Raw genomic sequence first — 17299 nt, forward strand, 5'->3', positions numbered from 1 at the left:
CAATCGCCCGGGCACGACGGTCCCGGTCAGGCCGCCGGGGCGATGTTCTGGTTGGAGCGGAAGACGTTGCCGGGGTCGTACTCCTTCTTGAGGGCACGCAGCCGGCGAAGCTTGTCGTCCCCGTACGCCTGCCGGACGCGGTCCGCGCCCTCGTCCATGAGGAAGTTGACATAGACACCGGCGTGATACGGCTCGAGCGCGGACCACCACGCTCGCGCCCAGGCGCGCGCCTGGTCGAAGCCCTCGGCGTCGACACAGTTGCCGTTGATGTTCAGGGTGTGGGCCACGTCCCGCCCGCTGCACGCGGTCTCGTCCTCGCCCACGCGGGCGACCGCGCCACCCAGATGGAAGATGTTGCACGTCGAGAGCGGGGAGGTGATCCGCAGCGCGTGCGCCGCGCTGATGTCGATGACCTCGTCGTCGAGTCGCTCGATGTCGCAGGACCGCACGTAGTACCACCAGCCCGGACGGAACGACGGGTCGAACATGGACTGGTGCTGCAGATAGGGCTTGGGCGCGCACAGATCGAGCAGCGGCGTCCCGAACTCCCGTAGCGGCCGGAGCACCCGCTGCCCCGCCTCGATGTCCCCGGCGTAACAGCTGATCACCGCGATGACCGGTCTGCCGTGCAGCTGGGGCGGGATCGCCGGGAGCGGCGGGGCCTTGCGGTGGACGACGATGGTGGTGAGCTCGTCGGGCACGTCGGTGATCCAGTCCCGGTAGAAGCGCAGCACCTGCGGTGCCTCTTCCAGCGGCCACAGGATCGGTCCGGCGAGCACCATGGGTCCCACGGGGTTGAGCCGGAACTCGAACTCGGTGACGACGCCGAAGTTGCCGCCCGCGCCGCGCAGGCCCCAGAAGAGTTCGGGCTCGTGGCGCGCGCTCGCGGTGACGAAGGTGCCGTCGGCCGTGACCACGTCGGCGGAGAGCAGCTGGTCGACGGTGAGCCCGTACTTCCGCATCAGCCAGCCGATCCCGCCGCCGAGGGTGAGCCCGGCGAGGCCGGTGTGCGTCACGATGCCCGCGGGCACGGCCGCCCCGAAGTGCTGCGTCTCGCGGTCCAGCGCCCCGAGCAGGACTCCGGCCTGGGCCCTGACCGTGTGGTTCTCCGGATCGACGCGGATTCCGTTCATGGCCGACAGGTCGATGACGATGCCGCCCTCGCACAGCGACTGGCCCGGGAAGCTGTGGCCCCCGCTCCGTACCGCGACGGGCAGGCCGGTGCGCTTCGCGCTCTCCAGCGCTGCGGCGACGTCGGCGACGCCGGTGCAGTACGCGAGGAGGGCGGGGAACTTGCTGATGGATCCGTTCCAGATGCGCCGGGCCTCGTCGTAGGCGGCGTCGCCGGGGCGGACGAGCCTGCCGGAGAAGGATCGCTCCAGCTCCAGGAAGGCCGCCTCGTCCAGTTGCGCGGCGGGAGCTGTGCCCATGCTCACTCCTGGGCCGATTCGGCTTCTCCTGCCAGCCTCCCACCGGCCGGCGGCCGCTGCCAGCGGGACCGGGCGGCGCCCTGGGCCAGGGCGTTCACGCAACCCCAGGCGGGGCTTCACGCAACCTTGGGCCAGGTCGTTCACGCAGCCCCGGGCGGGGCTTCGCGCAACCCTGGGCCGGGCCTTCGCGCAGCCCGGGCCGGGGCGTTCGCCCAGCAGCAGGGGGACCCCGCTCAGGCGCCGACGGTTCCGTCGACGCCCTCGCGCAGGAAGTCCGCGTGTCCGTTGTGGCGGCCGTACTCGAGCAGGACGTGCATCATCACCATCCGCAGCGACACGTCCTCGCCCCACCTCGGCTGGTGACCCACGAGGTCCAGGGAGGCGGCCTCGCGTTCGATCCGCCGGGAGTTCTCGACCTCCGCCTCCCAGGCGGCGAAGGCCTCGGCGCGGGTCGACCGGCTCGCGTCGTACGCGGCCTGGAAGTCGATCCGGTCCGACCAGACCATCGGTGCCTCGCCGTCCTCGAAGACCCGGCGGAACCAGGCGCGTTCGACCTCGGCCATGTGCCGGACCAGGCCGAGCAGCGACAGCGTCGACGGAGGCATGGACCGCTCGCGCAGCTGGTCGTCACCGAGCCCCTCGCACTTCATCGCGAGCGTCGCGCGGTGGTAGTCGAGGAAGGCCCGCAGGGTGTCGCGTTCGCTTCCGACGTGCGGCGGTCCGATGCGGGGGTCGGTGGTCACTGTCTCTGCTCCTCGTCGCGATCCGGTGCGGGTACCGAACCTACTTCCCCCTGCGCCACCGGTGGGCGCCGCTCGGCCGTCAGGGAGGCGACGAGGACCCCGGCGAGAGCCGCCCACACCACCGTCTCCGCCCCGACGGTCAGCCAGCCCGTCGCGCCGAGCGCGAGTGCGGCCCCGAGGCCGGCGCCCCGTGCCCGCCGGTCGGTGAGGAAGGCCCAGGCGCGGCGCCCCGTGCCGGGCTCGCGCAGTTCGAGCACCGCGGCCCGGCATACCAGCGCGGCCGCCGCGACCACGGCTGTCAGCACGGACGTCTCCATGGCACCGCCTCTCCCCGTCCATGCTCCCGCACGGCCACGAGGCTCGCACCGGGCGGCGACGGCATGCCCGCGCGTCAGCCGGCGAGGAAGTCCTCGATCGCCGCGGCCAGCGCCTGCGGGGTCTCCTCCGGGGCGTAGTGGCCCGCCTCCGGGAGGACTTCGAGGCGGGCGTTCGGGTACCAGCGGAGCCAGCCGGCCGCCATCGCCTCGGCGCCGAGCGCCGGATCGTGGGCGCCGACGACGAGAAGGACCGGAGCGGGGTTGTCCTTGACGCGCTGGTGGAAGTCGGTGCGGGACCACGAGTCGAGGTAGGCCCGGAACGCCCGGGCGGAGGAGCGTTCCACCGAACGTTTCACGACCGGGTCCAGCCAGGTGTCGTCGTACCGGCCGCCCGTGGTGGTGTCGATGATGACCCGTCGGTTCGCCGGGTCCTCCGCGGCGCCCGCGAACAGCGCCCAGCTCGCCTCGTCGAGCGGGAAGCCGGCGGCGGACACCGGCGAGATCCCGATGAGCGAGCGGACCCGCGCGGGCGCGTCGAGCAGCATCAGCTGGGCCGCCTTGCCGCCCATCGAATGACCTATCACGCTGAAGGAGTCCCAGCCCAGGTCGTCGGCGACTGCCAGGGCGTCCGCGGCGACCTCCTCCATCGTGAACGCGCCCTCGGTGTCGATCGCCTCCCCGTAGCCCCGGCAGTCGAGGAACGCGTACGTGCCGGTGTCGCCGTTCAGGTGGGCGCGCAGCGGGTCGAAGCTGGTGCGGTCGCCGAACCAGTTGTGCAGCACGAGAGCCCGCCGGGGGCCGCTGCCCTCCACGTCGTACGGAAGAATCTGGCCCGTCATCACGCCCCCTGGTCACGAGGTGGTGGAAGTGCTCGGCACCTGCGTGTCGGCGCCCTCGACCGGTCGCCGACGATCGAGTGTCGCGAGCCGCGGCGGCCCGGTCAACCGTCCCGACCGGGCGCACCGCGGCGCACGGGGCGCGCTCCGGGGTGGTCCGGCGCGCTCCGCCATGACCTGTCGTGTCCGGTCCGGTACGTCGGGCGACGGGCTCCGAGATGCGGGGCCCCACGGGCGGGGAGCATCCTGGCTGTGTGACGTCGCACGGCGAGGCCGGCCCCGCCCCGTCGGCAGGGGCCCGGGAGGCCCCGGGGAGCGCGGAGACCGACGGGCGGCTGTTCGACGCGCTGCCGCTGGTCCTGGCCGAGGGCGCGCTCCGGACGATCGAGGCGGTCGGAGGTTACGCGGGCGTGGTCTATCTGCGGTCCGGGACTCCGGGTCTGCTCCGCATGGCCGTGCTCGCCGGGCTCCCGGGCGAGCTGTTCCGCCCCTGGTGGCGGATGCACGTGAACCGGCCGTTCCCGGTGGCCGAGGTGCACCGCTCGGGTCAGCCGGTGCACCTGGCGGACGTCGAGGAGGCGATGCGGCAGTTCCCACAGCTCGTGGCGAGCCTCCCGTTCCCCTTCGCCTCGCTGTACGCGCCGATCGTGCACGGCCGGGAACGCTTCGGGGTGCTCGTGGTGCTGCGTACGCCGAGCCCCGGTGTTCCCGTGAACTCCCGGGACCGGATGCGGATGGCACGGGAGGCGCGCCGGCTCGGGGAGGCGCTCTCGGGTCTCATGGAGAACGGCACGCCCGTCAGGTGGCCCGGCGAGCCGGTGTGCGTCCAGCTGCCCTCGGGCGGCACGAAGCCGGTCCGGATCGGTTACTTCGACTGGGACCTGACCAGCGGCGCCGTCACGGCCGACGCCGGGCTGCGGGCGATCCTCGGTGACGGTGACGGCGACGCGTTTCCCGGGAGCATCGAGGCGCTGACCGCCCGCCTCGCTCCGGAGGACAGCTACGCGCTGTGGACGATGGCCCGCCGGGCGGCCGAGTCCGGTGCGCAGGTGGCACGCCGGATCCGGCTCAAGGGGCCCGACGGCGGGCTCCATCTCCTGGAGGTCTCCGCCCGCGCCGCGGGTGACCGCCCAGGACGGCTGACGGGCTCGCTGGTCGACCTCGGCACCGGCCTGGTCGGCTCCGACGCCACCGACCGGCTGCCGCGGGCCATCCTGGCCATCGACCGCCTGGCCCGGATCTCGTACGTGAACCATCTGGCCGAGGCCCTGCTCGGCCGCCCCCGCGCGGCGCTCGCCGGGCGCACCGTGTGGGAGGTGCTGCCGTGGCTCAACCATCCCGCCTACGAGGAGCACCTGCGGGCCGCGCTGCTCGCCGACGAGCCCGTGCACTTCCTGGCCCACACCAGCGAGGCGGAGTGGCTGTCGGTCTCGCTCTATCCCGGCCACGACGGCGTCACTCTGGTGCTCCTGCCCGAGGGCGGCCCGGCCTACAAGCCGGGCTCCGTCTCCCATCCGGACGCCGGTCTGGGTTCTCCCGCGGACCGGGCGTCGGCGCTGTACCGGCCGGTGGCGCTCGCCATCGCGCTGACCGAGGCGGTGACGGCCCGACAGGTGTCGGCCGTGGTGACCGACGAGCTGCTGCCCGCCTTCGGCGGCCGTCAGCTGGCGATCTACCTGCTGAGCGACCGTCATCTCTATCTGGCGTGGGAGACCGGTTTTCCGACCGGCTTCCTGGAGCCGTTCGACGGTGTGGGGCTCGACGCGCATCTGCCGGGGGTCGAGGCGCTCACCACCGGCCGCCCGCTGTTCTTCGAGTCGATCGAGCAGATGAGCCGGGCCTATCCGGATCTCCCGCTGGACGCCCTCACCGGGGCCCGGGCCTTTCTGCCGTTGATCGCCTCGGGCCGGCCCGTCGGCTCGTGCATCCTCGGCTTCGACCGGCCGCGCGGCTTCAGTCCGGAGGAGCGCACGGTCCTCACCGCCCTCGCCGGTCTCATCGCCCAGGCGCTGGAGCGGGCGCGGCGGTACGACAGCGAGGCCGCGCTGGCCCGCGGGCTGCAGGACGCGCTGCTCCCCCGTCGGCTGCCGGTCCGCGAGCAGGTCGACACGGTGGCGCGGTATCTGCCCGGTACGCAGGGCATGGACGTGGGCGGTGACTGGTACGACGTGATCGAGACGGGACGGGGGCTGCTGGCGCTGGTGATCGGCGACGTGCAGGGCCACGGTGTCGCGGCCGCGGCCACCATGGGCCAACTGCGCAGTGCGGTACGGGCCTTCGCCCTCGGCGGCCATCCGCCGCAGGAAGTGGTCCAGGGCACCAACCGGCTGTTGATCGACCTCGATCCGGGGCAGTTCGCCAGCTGCTGCTACATCCTCCTCGATCCGGCGACCGGCGCCACGCAGGCCGTCCGGGCCGGGCATCCGCAGCCGTTGCTGCGCCGGGCGGACGGCACGACGGAGGTGCTGAACCTGCCGGGCGGGCTGGTCCTGGGGATCGACAGCGACGCCACGTACCCGGTCACCGAGCTGAACCTGGAGCCGGGGGCGGTTCTCGCCCTGTACACGGACGGGCTGGTGGAGCGCCCGGGCACCGACATCGACGAGGGGGTCGAGTGGCTGCGCCGTACCTTCGCCGTGACCGGATCGATCCCGCTCGCGGAGACCGCCGACCGGCTGATCCGCGACGCCCGCCAGGCGACGGACCGCCCGGACGACATCGCCCTGCTCCTGGCCGCCCGCTGGTCCCATCCCGCCTGAGCGTGCCGGGCCGCGTCGCCTACGGGCGGCGGTAGCTGTCGGTCATGGTCGGCGGCGCGTTGTGCGCCGTGAAGGACGAGAACGACGAGCGGCCGCCGCTCGCCTGCACGCGCCGCGCCTGCTCGACGAGGAGGCCGTCGATGTTCTCGGTGCGCGCGCTCCCGCGGAGGAGAAGCCGGCGCGCTCACCCGGTCGGCCCCGTGGCACTGGTCGGCCGGGCCCGGTCCGGCGAGGCTGGGCCCAGCAGCAGGCAGCCCGAGGAGGAACAGTGCAGCAGGACAAGCAGCCGGAATACGGCCCGGTGGTCTTCCGCGACCGCTCCGCCGGGTTCGCGTTCCTGACCCGGTCCACGGCGACCAGCGAGCAGACCATCGAGTGGGACGACGGCCACACTTATCCGGTCGTCGACGTGGAGATCTCCTCCGAGAGCCATCCGTTCTACACGGGCAAGGCGCGCACGGTGGACACCGAGGGCCGGATCGCGAAGTTCGAGCGCCGCTACGGCGAGGGCGGCGACGAGCCCTGATCCGGCCCTGTCGGTGCCGCGCCGTAAGGTGACGGCGTCGGTACGAGAACGGGACGGTACGGGGGGCGGTCGTGCGGGAGTTGTTCCTGACGGACGTGCAGGCGCACATCAGGTGGATCGAGTTGCCCGGCGAGGGGCCCGAGCGCGTTTTCGTGCACGGCCTCGGGTGCACGAGCGCGTCCGACTTCGCCCACATCGCCACGCATCCCGCGCTGCGGGGGCGGTCGGCCCTGCTCGTGGACCTGCTCGGCTACGGGCTGAGCGACCGGCCTCGCGATTTCCGCTACGACATGACGGCGCAGGCCGCCGCCGTGGCGCGGATCCTGGAGCATCGGGGCTCCAGGGGTGTGGAGCTGATCGGGCACTCGATGGGCGGGGCGGTCGCCGTCCGGCTCGCCGCCGCCCGGCCCGATCTGGTCGCCCGGCTCGTGGTGGCCGAGCCGAATCTGTATCCCGGCGGCGGCGTGTTCAGCACACCGGTCGCCGCGCAGGACGAGGAGTCCTTCGTCCGTGAGGGCTTCGCGCGGATGGTGGCCTCGCTGGACCGGCCCGACTACGCGGCCCGGGTCCGGCTCGCCGATCCCCTCGCGGTGCATCGCAGCGCGGTAGCCCTGGTCGAGGGGGCCTCGCCGCCGGAGGGCGAGCTGCTGGCCGGGCTGGACCGGCCGCGCGCGTTCCTGGTCGGCGAGGAGAGCCTCCCGGACGCCGACGCCGAGCGGATGCGCGCGCTCGGCGTCCCGGTGTTCGAGGTCCCGAAGGCCGGGCACAACCTGATGATCGACAATCCGGACGGGTTCGCGGAGGCGCTGGCACGGGCCCTGGCCGTCGAGCGCGGCTGACCCGCCGGGCCGTCCGTCCGGGCGTACGACGACGTCCGGCCGCCTTCGCGACGTGGTTGCGCGAGGGCGGCCGGACCTGTTCCCGTCATGGGGGTGGTACGCGAACCGGTGCCGCTCAGGCCTCGACGACGCCGGAAGCGGCGACGGCGATCTTGGCGCTGGTGGCGCCGGAGTGGGAGCCGAGGCCCTCGATCTTCTTGACCAGGTCCTGGCCCTCGACGACCTCGCCGAAGACGACGTGCTTGCCGTCGAGCCAGTCGGTCACGATGGTGGTGATGAAGAACTGGGAGCCGTTGCTGTTGGGGCCCGCGTTCGCCATCGACAGCAGGAACGGCCGGTCGTGCTTCAGCGTGAAGTTCTCGTCCGGGAACTTCTCGCCGTAGATGCTCTTGCCACCGGTGCCGTTGCCCCGGGTGAAGTCGCCACCCTGGAGCATGAACTGCGGGATGACGCGGTGGAACGGGGAGCCGGCGTAGCCGAAGCCGTGCTCGCCGGTGGCGAGCTCACGGAAGTTCTTCGCCGTCTTGGGGACGACGTCGTCGAACAGCTGGAAGACGATCCGGCCTGCGGCCTCGCCGTTGATCGTGATGTCGAAGTACACATTGTTGCTCATGAGGACATCCTGTCATTCCCGATCACGCGGGGCGCACACGGGCTGCCCCATCGGAGCGTCACATCAGGCCGCCGGTGTCCGGGGTCTGGGGGAGGACGTCGGTCACGAGCGGGGCGGTCTTCTCCACGAGGGGGGCGACCGGCGTGTCGTTCTGCAGGAGACCGGTGGCCCCGGCGGCGCCGTGGTCGGCCGCGGAGGCGTGCGGCGGCGGGGTGACGAGGGCCGTGACGACACCGGCGGCGAGGGAGGCGATGGCGAGCATGCTGCGCTTCTTCATGCCCTGGACAACTGTCGAGGGGTCCGGGGGTTACGGCCTGCGCTCCAGGTGAACAGAATGCCCTGCACACATCGCCCCTATTCCCTGCAAAACCCCTGCAACCGTATGGTTGTGGTGGATGTCTCACTTAGTGACACCACTGTCCCCGGAGCAACAGAATTGGGGGACGTCATGCTTCACCGTCAGAGCCTCGCGGCCGTGGCCGCCGGCATCCTTCTCGCCGCCGGGATCGGTTCCACGATCCCCGCCGGCGCCTCCACGGAACGGTCCCCGGCGGCGGCACCGCCCTCGACCGCCCTGGTGGTCAACGCCCGCTGGGGCGGGCACGCCTCCTTCGACCGGCTGGTCATCGACGTCCGGGGCGCGATGCCCCCGATCACGGTGACACAGGTCGGAGCACTGCACTACGACGGCTCGGGCCAGCGGGTTCCGCTCGCCGGGAAGCACTTCCTGGAGATCAGGCTCTCCCCCGCCGCCGCACACGACGAGTCCGGCCGGTCCGTCTACCAGGGCCCCCGGCTCCTGAAGATCCATCTGCCCACGCTCAAGGGCGTCGCCCTGACCGGCGACTTCGAGGGCGTGGTGACCATCGGAGCGGCCTTCGACAGCAAACCGAGCTACAAGACCTTCAGGCTCCACTCCCCGGAGCGCTTCGTGCTGGACATCAACCACCCGGTCGGCTGCCGGGCCTGAAGGGGAAGCCGTGCGGGGGCCGTCCCGTCGACGGCCCCCGCACGTCCGACGGCTACGGCCGTGCGACGGCCCCCGCCGCGCCGCTCAGAGATCGGTCACCGTCTCCACGTACACCGTCGTGCCGGAACGGCGGGCGCGGTCGATCTCGGCGAGCCGGACGAAGTTCCCGGGCGTCATCTCCCGCCGCCACTCGGCCAGGGTGCGGACGCGGAACTCGCTGTGCTCGTCCGGGTCGAGGACGATGCCCGCGAGCTGATCGTCCGTCAGAATGCCGCCGTCGAAGATGAATCCGATGTGGTTGGCGGGCCACTCCTCCCCGCGGGCGGACACGAAGTGGGTGCCGAGGAGCCGCGGCTCGCCCTCGAAGACGATCCCCGTCTCCTCGTGGCACTCGCGTACCGCCGTCTCCCACGGGGTCTCACCCGGGTCCATGTTGCCGCCCGGCCACTGCCAGAGTTCCGTGCTGTACGTGGCGCGCAGCTGGAACGGCCGGCCGTCGGTGTCCGTGAAGTACAGGCAGGCGTACGCCGTCGCCCTCGGCAGCGTCGCGATGTACTCGGCGGGCGGCAGCCAGGTGTTCGCCATGGGTCAGCTCTCTTTCGACGGGCTGGTGGGTCACCCCATCCAACCGGCCCCGGCGCCCCCGCCCCGCGCTCCGCGATCATGTCCACCGGATCGTGTGATCACGGGGTCACCAGCCCCGTCTCGTACGCGATGATGACGAGCTGGACCCGGTCCCGGGCACCGAGTTTCGCGAGCAGCCGGGTCACGTACGTCTTGGCGGTGGCGACGCTGATGACCAGCCGTTCGGCGATCTCGGTGTTGGACAGTCCGCCGCCGATGAGGGTCAGCACCTCGCGTTCCCGCTCGGTGATCGAGGTGAGCTCGCCCCGCCGCGGCGCGCCTGTCGCCGGGCGGCCGGTGAACTCCTTGATGAGACGGCGGGTGACGCTCGGCGCGATGAGGGCGTCCCCCGCGGCGACGACGCGGATCGCGGCGAGGATGTCGTCCAGGCCCATGTCCTTGACGAGGAAGCCGGACGCGCCGGCGCGCAGCGCCCCGTAGACGTGGTCGTCGTCGTCGAAGGTGGTGAGGACCAGGACGCGGGTGGGGCCGGGGTCGGCCATGATCCGGCGGGTGGCCTCGATGCCGTCCATGCCCGGCATACGGAGGTCCATCACGATCACGTCGGGGCGGAGGGTCTCGGCCAGCTCGACCGCTTCGGCGCCGTTGCCGGCCTCGCCGACGACATCGAGGCCGGGGGCCTCGGCGATGACCATCCGCAGCGCGGTGCGGACGAGGGGCTGGTCGTCGGTGAGGACGACACGGACGTCGGCGGGGCCGGTCATCGGACTCCTGTCGGAACGGGGAGGCGGGCGGTGACCCGGAAGCCGCCTTCCGGGCGGGGTGCGGCGGAGAACTCGCCGTGGAGCAGGGCGACCCGCTCGCGCATGCCGACGAGACCGTAGCCGGGTCCGGCTCCGGGCTCCTCGCCCCGCCCGTCGTCGACGACCTCGATGACCAGCTCGTCCTCCTGGGAGTCGACGGTCACGCGGCAGGAGTCGGCGGCCGCGTGGCGGACCACGTTGGTGACGGACTCCTGGATGATGCGGAACGCCGAGAGGTCGATGTCCGGGGGCAGTGGGCGCCGTTCACCGCGCCACCGCACGTCCACCCGGACGCCTGCGGCCGTCGTCGTGGCGGCGAGCGCCTCGACGTCCGCGAGGCCGGCGGTGGGCCGCAGTACGGAGCCGTCCGGCTGTTCGTGCTCCCGCAGGGCCCCCAGCATCCGCCGGAGCCCGGACAGTGTCTCGCGGCTCGCGTTCTCCACGGCGGTCATCGCCTCGCGCGCCGCCACCGGCCGGGTGTCGACGACCCGTGCCGCGGCCCCGGCCTGGAGGGCGATGACACCGATGGAGTGGGCGACCATGTCGTGCATCTCGCGGGCGATCCGCAGCCGTTCGTCGATGACCGCCTTGACCGCGGCCTGCGCGGCCGCGTGGTCGCGCGCCGCGCGGGCCTGGTGGGCGGAGCGCCCGAGGAGCCAGGCGACGAAGGCGGTGAGGGCCACCGCGATCTCGGCCGACGTGCCGACGTGCCAGCCGTTGGCGAGGCGGAAGCCGAGGAAGCCGACGAGCACGCCGAGCGCGAGGGCGAGCGCGGCGATCCCGGTGCGCCGGGGCCGGCCGGCGGCGATGACGTACAGCGCCACCTCGACGGCGAGGAACTGGGCGAGGGGAATCTCCCCGACGCCCAGCGGGAGCGTCGCGGTCACCGAGGCGAGGAGCAGCAGGCCGAGTGCGGTCAGGGGCCGGTCGCGCAGCCGGCGGGCGCCCGCGAGCACCAGGGCGGTGGCCACGGCGAGGAACAGCACGCCGTCCCAGCGGAGGTACAGGACCCCGGCCAGTACGGCGGGTTCGGTCTCGCCGGGAAGCCGCATCCTGATGAGGAAGGTGAAGACCACGCCCGCGCACCATGCGACGACCGTCCAGACGGCGGGTGATACGCGTTTGACCAGGGGCGCGGGTGCGGTGGCGGGCATGATCCCGATCCTAGGCACGGGGGTGCCCCGGCGACATCGGACCTGGGGTGTACACCCCTGGTCGACAGGTGCCGGGGGAGGTCGGCCTCACCGGCGCCGGGGAGGCCGGCCTCACCGGCGCGGACGTGGTCACCGTGACGGCGGTGCACCGCGGAGACCGGTGAGCCACGGCGTCACGAGGCGTCGTCCGGGGACTCGTCCGGCAGCTCGGCCGGCAGCCGGTCGATCCGGCGCCTGACCAGGTGCTCGTGGACGAGGCGCCCGACGAGGGCGCCGCCGTAGACGACGAAGCCGACGCCGACGAGCCAGGACTGCAGGACGAGGACCGTGCCGAACTGACCGTACGTCACCGCGTTGGAGGCGATCAGCGGCGAGAAGACGAACTGGGAGAAGATCCGCAGCCCGAACAGCCCCAGGGCCGTACAGGCGGCGCCCGGGGCGAGCGCGCGCCAGCGGATGCGCCCGCACAGCAGGAAGCGCTGCGACCACCAGAAGAAGAAAAAGGCGCCGACGACGTCGCCGACGGCGACGAGGTAGGTGACGGTGGTGGAGGACTCGTGTCGTTCGGGGGCGGCGATGAAGAGCAGGAGGGCGGCGACGAGGACGGCCAGCCAGACGACGTGGCGCCACATGGTGTGCCAGCGGGCGGTGGGCAGGTCCCAGACCCGTTCGTATCCCGTCTGCACGGCGGATCCGAAGGTCACACCGAACGCGGCGAGGGCGGTGAGGCCGAAGGCGGTGGTGCGCTGGAGCGCCTCCCCCGGTTTTCCGAAGAGCCGCTCGACCTCCTCCTGCGACACCTCGGAGACCCCGAGGCCCTGGATGAGCCAGCGGGCGAAGCCCTGGCCGCTGGCGAGGTCGGCGGCGGCGACGACGATGAGCAGGGGGACGAGGGTGAGCAGACTGAGCGCCGCGAAGCCCATCGCGCGGTGCATGAGCTCCACCTCGCGCCCACGGTTCCAGGCGAGCCCGACGACCGAGACCAGCACGGACCGATGGAGCCGGTGGAACCAGTGGCCGTGCTCGGCGGGGGCACCGTCGTGGGGCGCACCGGGAGTGGGGGACATGCCACGGGGAGTACCCGCCGGGCGCCGGTACGCCTCCGTCATGCCGCCGAACGGAGGGTACGCGACGGCGCGTCGGGGCGGGTCGTCGGCGTGGCGCGTGGGTGTGGGCGTGAGCCGGTACTCGGTGCGGGGGCGCTCAATGCCGCAGGGGTGTGAGGCAGGTGCGGGTGCAGCCGTCCGGCGAGGCGTCCGGACCTCGGGTGGAGGCCTGGAGCGCGGCGCTCACCAGGGTCGCCAGGAGGTCGATGTCGGAGCCCATGTCCAGACGGACCGTCACCCAGCCGGACCCGGCGCGCAGTCGGACGGCGCTCGAGCCCAGCAGGGCGGGGCGCAGTTTCGCGATCATCGCCCGGGTGAGGTGGACGTCGGCCTCGTGCTCGCCGTGGAAGTGCACGATGTCGTGGGTCGCGGTGCGCAGACCGAGCTCGGCACCGCACTGGGCGCGGCCGGGGGCCAACGAGGGCCAACTCATCAGACGTTCACCGGCGAGCCGGGCTGTGTTCATACCCAGGAGCGTGCCGGGCGGAAGGGCCCTGCACAAGCGTCCGGGGGAAAGAATCGCGCCGAGGCGTGAAACCGACACGTCCCTGGTGACACAGGGCGCGCGGGGTCTCACGAAGAGCCGCTGCCGACGGTCGCTACGGGGCGGCCGGACGCTCACGGAGGCGGGCGGCGAGGACGGCGACGTCGTCCTCGGCGTCGTGGGCCCCGAGCCGCTCGAGCACCTCCTCCACGAGCTCCTCGGGACCGGAGCCGGGGCGCAGACGGAGCGAGGCCAGCCGGGCGAGCGAGACGTCGATGTCCTCGCCGCGCCGCTCCACCAGTCCGTCGGTGAAGAGCACGAGGGTGTCGGAGGGGGCGAGGGTGCGGTTCACGGATTCGTACCCGCCGACGCCCGTGCCCAGCGGCGGGCCGACGGGGAGCTCGACGAGGTCGGCGGAGCCGTCGGCGGCGAAGATCACGGGCGGCAGGTGCCCGGCTCCGGCGAAGGTGGCCGCGCCGCGCGCGGGGTCGACCCGGACGAGCAGACAGGTCGCGGGCCGCCGCCCGCCGTCGTCCGCGACGACGGAGTCGAGGTGGCGCAGCACCCGATGGGGCGGCAGGTCCGTGGAGGCCACGTCCCGCAACGCCGAGCGGTACGCGTTCATGTCGACGGCGGCGTCGAGGCCGTGCCCCATCACGTCGCCGACGACGAGGAGGCTGCGACCGAAGTGGAGCCGTACGGTCTCGAACCAGTCCCCGCCCACGAGCGTCCTGGCGCCGGCCGGCAGATAGCGGCCGGCGATCTCCAGGTTGGGGTGCGGCCGGCCCGGCTCGGCGACGAGCGCCTGCTGGAGGTGGAAGGCGGTCCGCTCGGTGGCGGTGAGCCGGCGAGCATGGTCCAGATGCGCCGCGGCGAGCCGGGCCGCGTCGTGAACGGTGGCCGTCTCGTGCTCGGTGAGGCCGGCGGCACGCACCCGGACGGCGCTCACGGATCCGATGACCCTGCCCTGGCGTTCCAGGGGGGCCGACACGATCTGCACGGGGTCACCGCCGGGGGTCACGTCCGTGAAGGTCCGGGGCGCGTCCTTCTCGTGCCGCGGCTCCACCCGGTGGAGGAGCTCAGGATCCCCGGCCACGGCGGCACGTACCCAGCCGGGCTCGTCCTCGGGCCGGAGGTCCACGGCCGCCGCCTCGTACCCGTGCCGGCAGAGGAACGCGGCGAGGTCCTCGCAGACGCTCGCCTCGTCGGGACGTGAGCCGATCTCGCCGATCGCGGCCGTCGTGGCCCGCAGCCGGGCCAGGACCGCCGCATGCTCCTCGGCCAGGGAGGCCTCTTCCCCCGCTCGCTCCGACAAGACACCTCCTCCGCGGCTACGGCTCCGACCGGCCTGCTGATCCCATTGGACCAGCGCCGCACCGGGCCTGCCACGGAGGGTGCCGGGGACGAGACCGGCCGGCGGGCACTAGGGAGTCCTGCTTCCGCGGATCACGGGGTGGCCGTCGGTGAAGCCGAGGTCGGCGAGGTGCATCGCGCGCAGGGTGCGGTCGGCGTTCCAGGCGTGGAAGACGATGTGGTCGCGGCCGTCCGGGCCGGTGACGACGTCCTGGCCTCCGGGGCCGATCGCCCGGCCGGCGAAGGTGTCCGTCGTCATGAGGGGCGTGGCAGCCTTGGTGTACGGCCCGTGGAGGCTCGAGGCCACGGCGTACCCGGTCTTGTACCTCGTACCGCCCTCGATCTCGGCCGCGTAGGCGTCGGCGGAGTAGAGGAGGACGTACCGTCCGTCGCGCTTGACGAGGGTGGGGGCCTCGACGAGTCCGCCTTCCCAGTCCCGGTCCTGCTTGATCAGGGCGACGGGTTCTCCGGTGAGGGAGGTGCCGTCCCAGGAGACGGGCTGGAGGTGGATCCAGGTGTCCATGTGGCAGCAGTTCCCGTCGCTCTTCCACAGCAGGTACCGCCGGCCGTCCTCCGTGTAGGCGGCCGCGTCGATGGCCCCGCCCTGCGCGGTGGGGCAGACCAGAGGGCCTTCGCCGACGGGTGTGAAGGGTCCGTTCGGGGAGGTCGCCAGCGCGACGCCGATGCACTGCCTGCCGCTCGCCCGGTCGTGCGCGGTGTAGTGCAGGGTGAATCCGCTGCCGTTGTCGAACACCTCGGGGGCCCACACCCGCGGCTCCTCGGGATGCACCCAGCCACCGAGTCGGGGCAGGGGATCGGTGTCCGCGACGGACCAGTGGATGAGGTCGGAGGAGGTCGCGTGCTGAACGTTCCTGCCGATGTCGCTGGTGGCATAGGCGTGGTACGTCGCGCCCACTTTCACGATGTCCGGGTCGGGGAAGTTGCGGTCGAGGACCGGGGCGCGCACGGCGGCGCCGGCGGGGGTGCCGCCGGACGCGAGGGCGAGTGGGCCGGTGGTTCCGGCGGTTCCGGCGGTTCCGGCGAGGGCCGCGAGGAGGCATCCGAGCAGGCTCGCGACGCGGTGACGGGACATGGGGTGGTGCTCCCTGCTGGTGGAGGAGAGGCGAGGAGGAGGGAGGGGAAGGCGGAGCGGAAGGCCGGCCGCCGACGCGGCGACGTACGGGCGTCTGCGGCCGGCCGGGGAGGGGCGTGATCAGCGGTTGGTCCACAGGCTCCAGAGCCAGAAGGACCCCTGGGCGCACTGGTACTGGTCCCAGTGGCCTCGCTCGATCCCCTGCTGACCGGCCGTCTGGCAGCCGCCGAGGGAGACGTACTTGCCGCGGTGGACGTCGAGGCCCTCCGCCTCCGACACGGCGGAGGCGGTGACGGCGGTGGTCGGAGCGGCGGCCGCGGGAGCGGCGGCGCCCAGACCGAGGGCGATCACCGCGGCCGCGGCGACGGCGGGGGCGATGGCGGGCAGTGCGATGCGTACACGGGTCATGGGAGTGCCTTTCGAAGAGTGGGTCGATGGAGGATCCGCGTCGGCCGGGTGCGGCGGTGCCGTCGGCCACGGAGCATCGGGTCGCTCACCCCGAGAGGTGCTGTGCGAGCCGATGTGAGGAGCTTGTTCCGACGCTCCGCCCGGCACAATCCGGTCCCGGCCGCTTCACGGATGTCGGGACAACCACGCCTCTGACCTGCAGGGACACGCACGTCCCGGGACGGACGGAAGCACCGGCGGGACACCGTGCCGGGGGAACCTGCCGGCCGACCGGCGGAACGCGCTCCGGGGGCCGCCTCGGCGAGTGCTTCAGGCCCACTTCTGGGAGGGCGTCCGGTTGCACGGCAGCGCGCGCAGGCCGGCGCCGCTGTCGTCCAGGCACGCGCCCGTGGAGGTGTTCTTCAGCTCGGCCGCGTCGTCGGGCGTCGAGGTGTACGACCACTTCTGTGTCACGGCGGTGGCCCGGCACTCCACAGCGCGCAGCCCCGCGTCACCGTGGTCCAGGCAGGAGCCCGTGGCGTGGTTCATGAGCTGCCATGTGTCGTCCGCCCCTCTGCGCACAAGCCCCACACCGGAGAGTAGCCGGTACTCGGCCGGGTCTGCACGACCAGTTCAGCAGGGTACGGGTGTTCGCCTTCGTCAACAGGGCCGACGAGGTGACGGATCTGATCGCGCGGGGCGCGGCGGATCCGGCGGGGCTCGGCGCGCGCATCCTCGACGAGGCCGAACTGACCGGCTGGCATGGTCAGAGCGACTACGGGACTTCCCTGGGCGAGTTCGCCGAGCGGTACGCCGACGCCATCGGCCCGCGCTCGGTCGTCTTCCTCCTCGGCGACGCCCGGACGAACGGGAGCGACCCGAACCTTCCGGCGCTGCGAGAGATCGCGGACCGGGCCCGCCGGGTCTACTGGCTGAACCCCGAGCAGCCCTCGCTCTGGTCCACGGGCGACTCGGTCGCGCTCGCGTACGCCGAGCTGGTCGAGATGCACCCGTGCCGCAACGCGCGCCGGCTGGGCGAGCTGATCGGCCGTCTGCTGCCCGTCTGACGGAGGTCGTGGCACCATCGCGCCATGACGAAGCCGGACGCGGTGAGCGCCCGGGTGGCGGGCGCGTTCCGGGTACGCCTCGCTCGAGCAGCTCGCCGGGGTGCCGGAGGCCGAGCTGCCGCCACGGCATGGGGTGGGGCCCAAGGCGGTGACCGTGCTTCGGGAGGTCATGGCGGAACGAGGTCTGGCTCTCGGCTGAGCGCCGAGCTGACGGCGGACAGCCGACGCCCGCGG

The 17299-nt window shown here is 72.9% G+C and carries 19 protein-coding genes and 1 pseudogene; 5 read left to right on the forward strand and 15 right to left on the reverse strand.

The features are described from left to right. Positions 1-26 precede the first annotated feature (26 nt). The 4 genes from ACFYV5_RS31600 to ACFYV5_RS31615 all read right to left on the reverse strand — a co-directional run bounded on the left by ACFYV5_RS31600 (position 27) and on the right by ACFYV5_RS31615 (position 3329). Positions 27-1430 carry an FAD-binding oxidoreductase gene (locus tag ACFYV5_RS31600; protein WP_389174137.1) on the reverse strand — a complete coding sequence of 468 codons (1404 nt, stop codon included), beginning with the start codon at positions 1428-1430 and terminating at the stop codon, positions 27-29. Between the two features lie 233 nt (positions 1431-1663). After that, positions 1664-2173, reverse strand: a complete 510-nt coding sequence (locus tag ACFYV5_RS31605; RefSeq protein WP_389174140.1) for a DinB family protein — start codon at positions 2171-2173, stop codon at positions 1664-1666. Then, positions 2170-2490: a hypothetical protein gene (locus ACFYV5_RS31610; RefSeq protein ID WP_355113893.1), complete on the reverse strand. Its 321-nt coding sequence runs from the start codon at positions 2488-2490 to the stop codon at positions 2170-2172. Before ACFYV5_RS31610 ends, ACFYV5_RS31605 begins: the two co-directional genes overlap by 4 nt. A gap of 74 nt (positions 2491-2564) precedes the next feature. After that, on the reverse strand, positions 2565-3329 hold the full coding sequence (locus ACFYV5_RS31615) for an alpha/beta fold hydrolase (RefSeq protein WP_389174142.1): 765 nt from the start codon (positions 3327-3329) through the stop codon (positions 2565-2567). Between the two features lie 251 nt (positions 3330-3580). Here ACFYV5_RS31615 and ACFYV5_RS31620 point away from each other — a divergent pair, with 251 nt between their 5' ends. The 3 genes from ACFYV5_RS31620 (at position 3581) to ACFYV5_RS31630 (ending at position 7450) form a co-directional block, all read left to right on the forward strand. Next, positions 3581-6085 (forward strand): SpoIIE family protein phosphatase, encoded by a 2505-nt coding sequence (locus ACFYV5_RS31620; RefSeq protein WP_389174144.1) that lies wholly within the window; start codon positions 3581-3583, stop codon positions 6083-6085. A gap of 268 nt (positions 6086-6353) precedes the next feature. Continuing rightward, entirely contained in the window at positions 6354-6611 is a 258-nt protein-coding gene (locus ACFYV5_RS31625; protein ID WP_355113885.1) for a type B 50S ribosomal protein L31, read from the forward strand. Between the two features lie 71 nt (positions 6612-6682). Next, on the forward strand, positions 6683-7450 hold the full coding sequence (locus ACFYV5_RS31630) for an alpha/beta fold hydrolase (protein ID WP_389174147.1): 768 nt from the start codon (positions 6683-6685) through the stop codon (positions 7448-7450). 115 nt (positions 7451-7565) lie between these two features. Here the strand turns inward: ACFYV5_RS31630 and ACFYV5_RS31635 are convergent, their stop codons facing one another. After that, on the reverse strand, positions 7566-8063 hold the full coding sequence (locus tag ACFYV5_RS31635) for a peptidylprolyl isomerase (protein WP_389174149.1): 498 nt from the start codon (positions 8061-8063) through the stop codon (positions 7566-7568). A 58-nt stretch (positions 8064-8121) separates the two neighbouring features. Beyond that, positions 8122-8340 (reverse strand): hypothetical protein, encoded by a 219-nt coding sequence (locus tag ACFYV5_RS31640; RefSeq protein ID WP_355113880.1) that lies wholly within the window; start codon positions 8338-8340, stop codon positions 8122-8124. A 171-nt stretch (positions 8341-8511) separates the two neighbouring features. On the opposite strand from ACFYV5_RS31640, the gene ACFYV5_RS31645 reads away from it, so the two are divergent. Next, positions 8512-9033, forward strand: a complete 522-nt coding sequence (locus ACFYV5_RS31645; protein WP_355113878.1) for a hypothetical protein — start codon at positions 8512-8514, stop codon at positions 9031-9033. An 84-nt stretch (positions 9034-9117) separates the two neighbouring features. Here ACFYV5_RS31645 and ACFYV5_RS31650 read toward each other — a convergent pair whose 3' ends face one another. The 9 genes from ACFYV5_RS31650 to ACFYV5_RS31690 form a co-directional block, all read right to left on the reverse strand. Next, the gene (locus ACFYV5_RS31650) at positions 9118-9618 is read right to left on the reverse strand and encodes an NUDIX domain-containing protein (RefSeq protein WP_389174151.1); all 501 of its coding nucleotides are present in this window, start codon (positions 9616-9618) and stop codon (positions 9118-9120) included. Between the two features lie 98 nt (positions 9619-9716). Next, on the reverse strand, positions 9717-10382 hold the full coding sequence (locus ACFYV5_RS31655) for a response regulator transcription factor (protein WP_355113874.1): 666 nt from the start codon (positions 10380-10382) through the stop codon (positions 9717-9719). Next, positions 10379-11575, reverse strand: a complete 1197-nt coding sequence (locus ACFYV5_RS31660) for a sensor histidine kinase (RefSeq protein ID WP_355113872.1) — start codon at positions 11573-11575, stop codon at positions 10379-10381. The genes ACFYV5_RS31655 and ACFYV5_RS31660 overlap by 4 nt, the downstream gene beginning before the upstream one ends. 173 nt (positions 11576-11748) lie before the next feature. After that, positions 11749-12642, reverse strand: a complete 894-nt coding sequence (locus tag ACFYV5_RS31665) for a YhjD/YihY/BrkB family envelope integrity protein (RefSeq protein ID WP_355116397.1) — start codon at positions 12640-12642, stop codon at positions 11749-11751. A 136-nt stretch (positions 12643-12778) separates the two neighbouring features. Then, complete coding sequence (locus tag ACFYV5_RS31670; protein WP_355116395.1) at positions 12779-13147, reverse strand: luciferase family protein; 369 nt, start codon at positions 13145-13147, stop codon at positions 12779-12781. Positions 13148-13280: 133 nt separating this feature from the next. Further along, positions 13281-14480, reverse strand: coding sequence for a PP2C family protein-serine/threonine phosphatase (locus ACFYV5_RS31675; protein ID WP_389174157.1), 1200 nt, complete (start codon positions 14478-14480; stop codon positions 13281-13283). Between the two features lie 108 nt (positions 14481-14588). Further along, the gene (locus tag ACFYV5_RS31680) at positions 14589-15611 is read right to left on the reverse strand and encodes a glycoside hydrolase family 43 protein (RefSeq protein ID WP_389174160.1); all 1023 of its coding nucleotides are present in this window, start codon (positions 15609-15611) and stop codon (positions 14589-14591) included. Between the two features lie 120 nt (positions 15612-15731). Next, the gene (locus ACFYV5_RS31685) at positions 15732-16019 is read right to left on the reverse strand and encodes a hypothetical protein (protein WP_389174163.1); all 288 of its coding nucleotides are present in this window, start codon (positions 16017-16019) and stop codon (positions 15732-15734) included. A gap of 309 nt (positions 16020-16328) precedes the next feature. Next, positions 16329-16547, reverse strand: coding sequence for a ricin-type beta-trefoil lectin domain protein (locus ACFYV5_RS31690; protein ID WP_389174165.1), 219 nt, complete (start codon positions 16545-16547; stop codon positions 16329-16331). A 71-nt stretch (positions 16548-16618) separates the two neighbouring features. Between ACFYV5_RS31690 and ACFYV5_RS31695 the strand changes: the two are divergent. Next, positions 16619-17065: pseudogene (locus tag ACFYV5_RS31695) on the forward strand (VWA domain-containing protein); the annotation flags it as partial. Positions 17066-17299 lie beyond the last annotated feature (234 nt).

Origin of the sequence: Streptomyces sp. NPDC003035 (assembly GCF_042888285.1) — a bacterium.
Lineage (GTDB): Bacteria > Actinomycetota > Actinomycetes > Streptomycetales > Streptomycetaceae > Streptomyces.

Bases quoted from the DNA above. Each gene is read 5' to 3' on its own strand.
- ACFYV5_RS31615 (WP_389174142.1), bottom strand. From the start codon at position 3,329: ATGACGGGCCAGATTCTTCCGTACGACGTGGAGGGCAGCGGCCCCCGG.
- ACFYV5_RS31655 (WP_355113874.1), bottom strand. From the start codon at position 10,382: ATGACCGGCCCCGCCGACGTCCGTGTCGTCCTCACCGACGACCAGCCC.
- ACFYV5_RS31665 (WP_355116397.1), bottom strand. From the start codon at position 12,642: ATGTCCCCCACTCCCGGTGCGCCCCACGACGGTGCCCCCGCCGAGCAC.
- ACFYV5_RS31690 (WP_389174165.1), bottom strand. From the start codon at position 16,547: ATGAACCACGCCACGGGCTCCTGCCTGGACCACGGTGACGCGGGGCTG.
- ACFYV5_RS31670 (WP_355116395.1), bottom strand. From the start codon at position 13,147: ATGAACACAGCCCGGCTCGCCGGTGAACGTCTGATGAGTTGGCCCTCG.
- ACFYV5_RS31600 (WP_389174137.1), bottom strand. From the start codon at position 1,430: ATGGGCACAGCTCCCGCCGCGCAACTGGACGAGGCGGCCTTCCTGGAG.
- ACFYV5_RS31645 (WP_355113878.1), top strand. From the start codon at position 8,512: ATGCTTCACCGTCAGAGCCTCGCGGCCGTGGCCGCCGGCATCCTTCTC.
- ACFYV5_RS31640 (WP_355113880.1), bottom strand. From the start codon at position 8,340: ATGAAGAAGCGCAGCATGCTCGCCATCGCCTCCCTCGCCGCCGGTGTC.
- ACFYV5_RS31610 (WP_355113893.1), bottom strand. From the start codon at position 2,490: ATGGAGACGTCCGTGCTGACAGCCGTGGTCGCGGCGGCCGCGCTGGTA.
- ACFYV5_RS31635 (WP_389174149.1), bottom strand. From the start codon at position 8,063: ATGAGCAACAATGTGTACTTCGACATCACGATCAACGGCGAGGCCGCA.
- ACFYV5_RS31650 (WP_389174151.1), bottom strand. From the start codon at position 9,618: ATGGCGAACACCTGGCTGCCGCCCGCCGAGTACATCGCGACGCTGCCG.
- ACFYV5_RS31680 (WP_389174160.1), bottom strand. From the start codon at position 15,611: ATGTCCCGTCACCGCGTCGCGAGCCTGCTCGGATGCCTCCTCGCGGCC.
- ACFYV5_RS31685 (WP_389174163.1), bottom strand. From the start codon at position 16,019: ATGACCCGTGTACGCATCGCACTGCCCGCCATCGCCCCCGCCGTCGCC.
- ACFYV5_RS31660 (WP_355113872.1), bottom strand. From the start codon at position 11,575: ATGCCCGCCACCGCACCCGCGCCCCTGGTCAAACGCGTATCACCCGCC.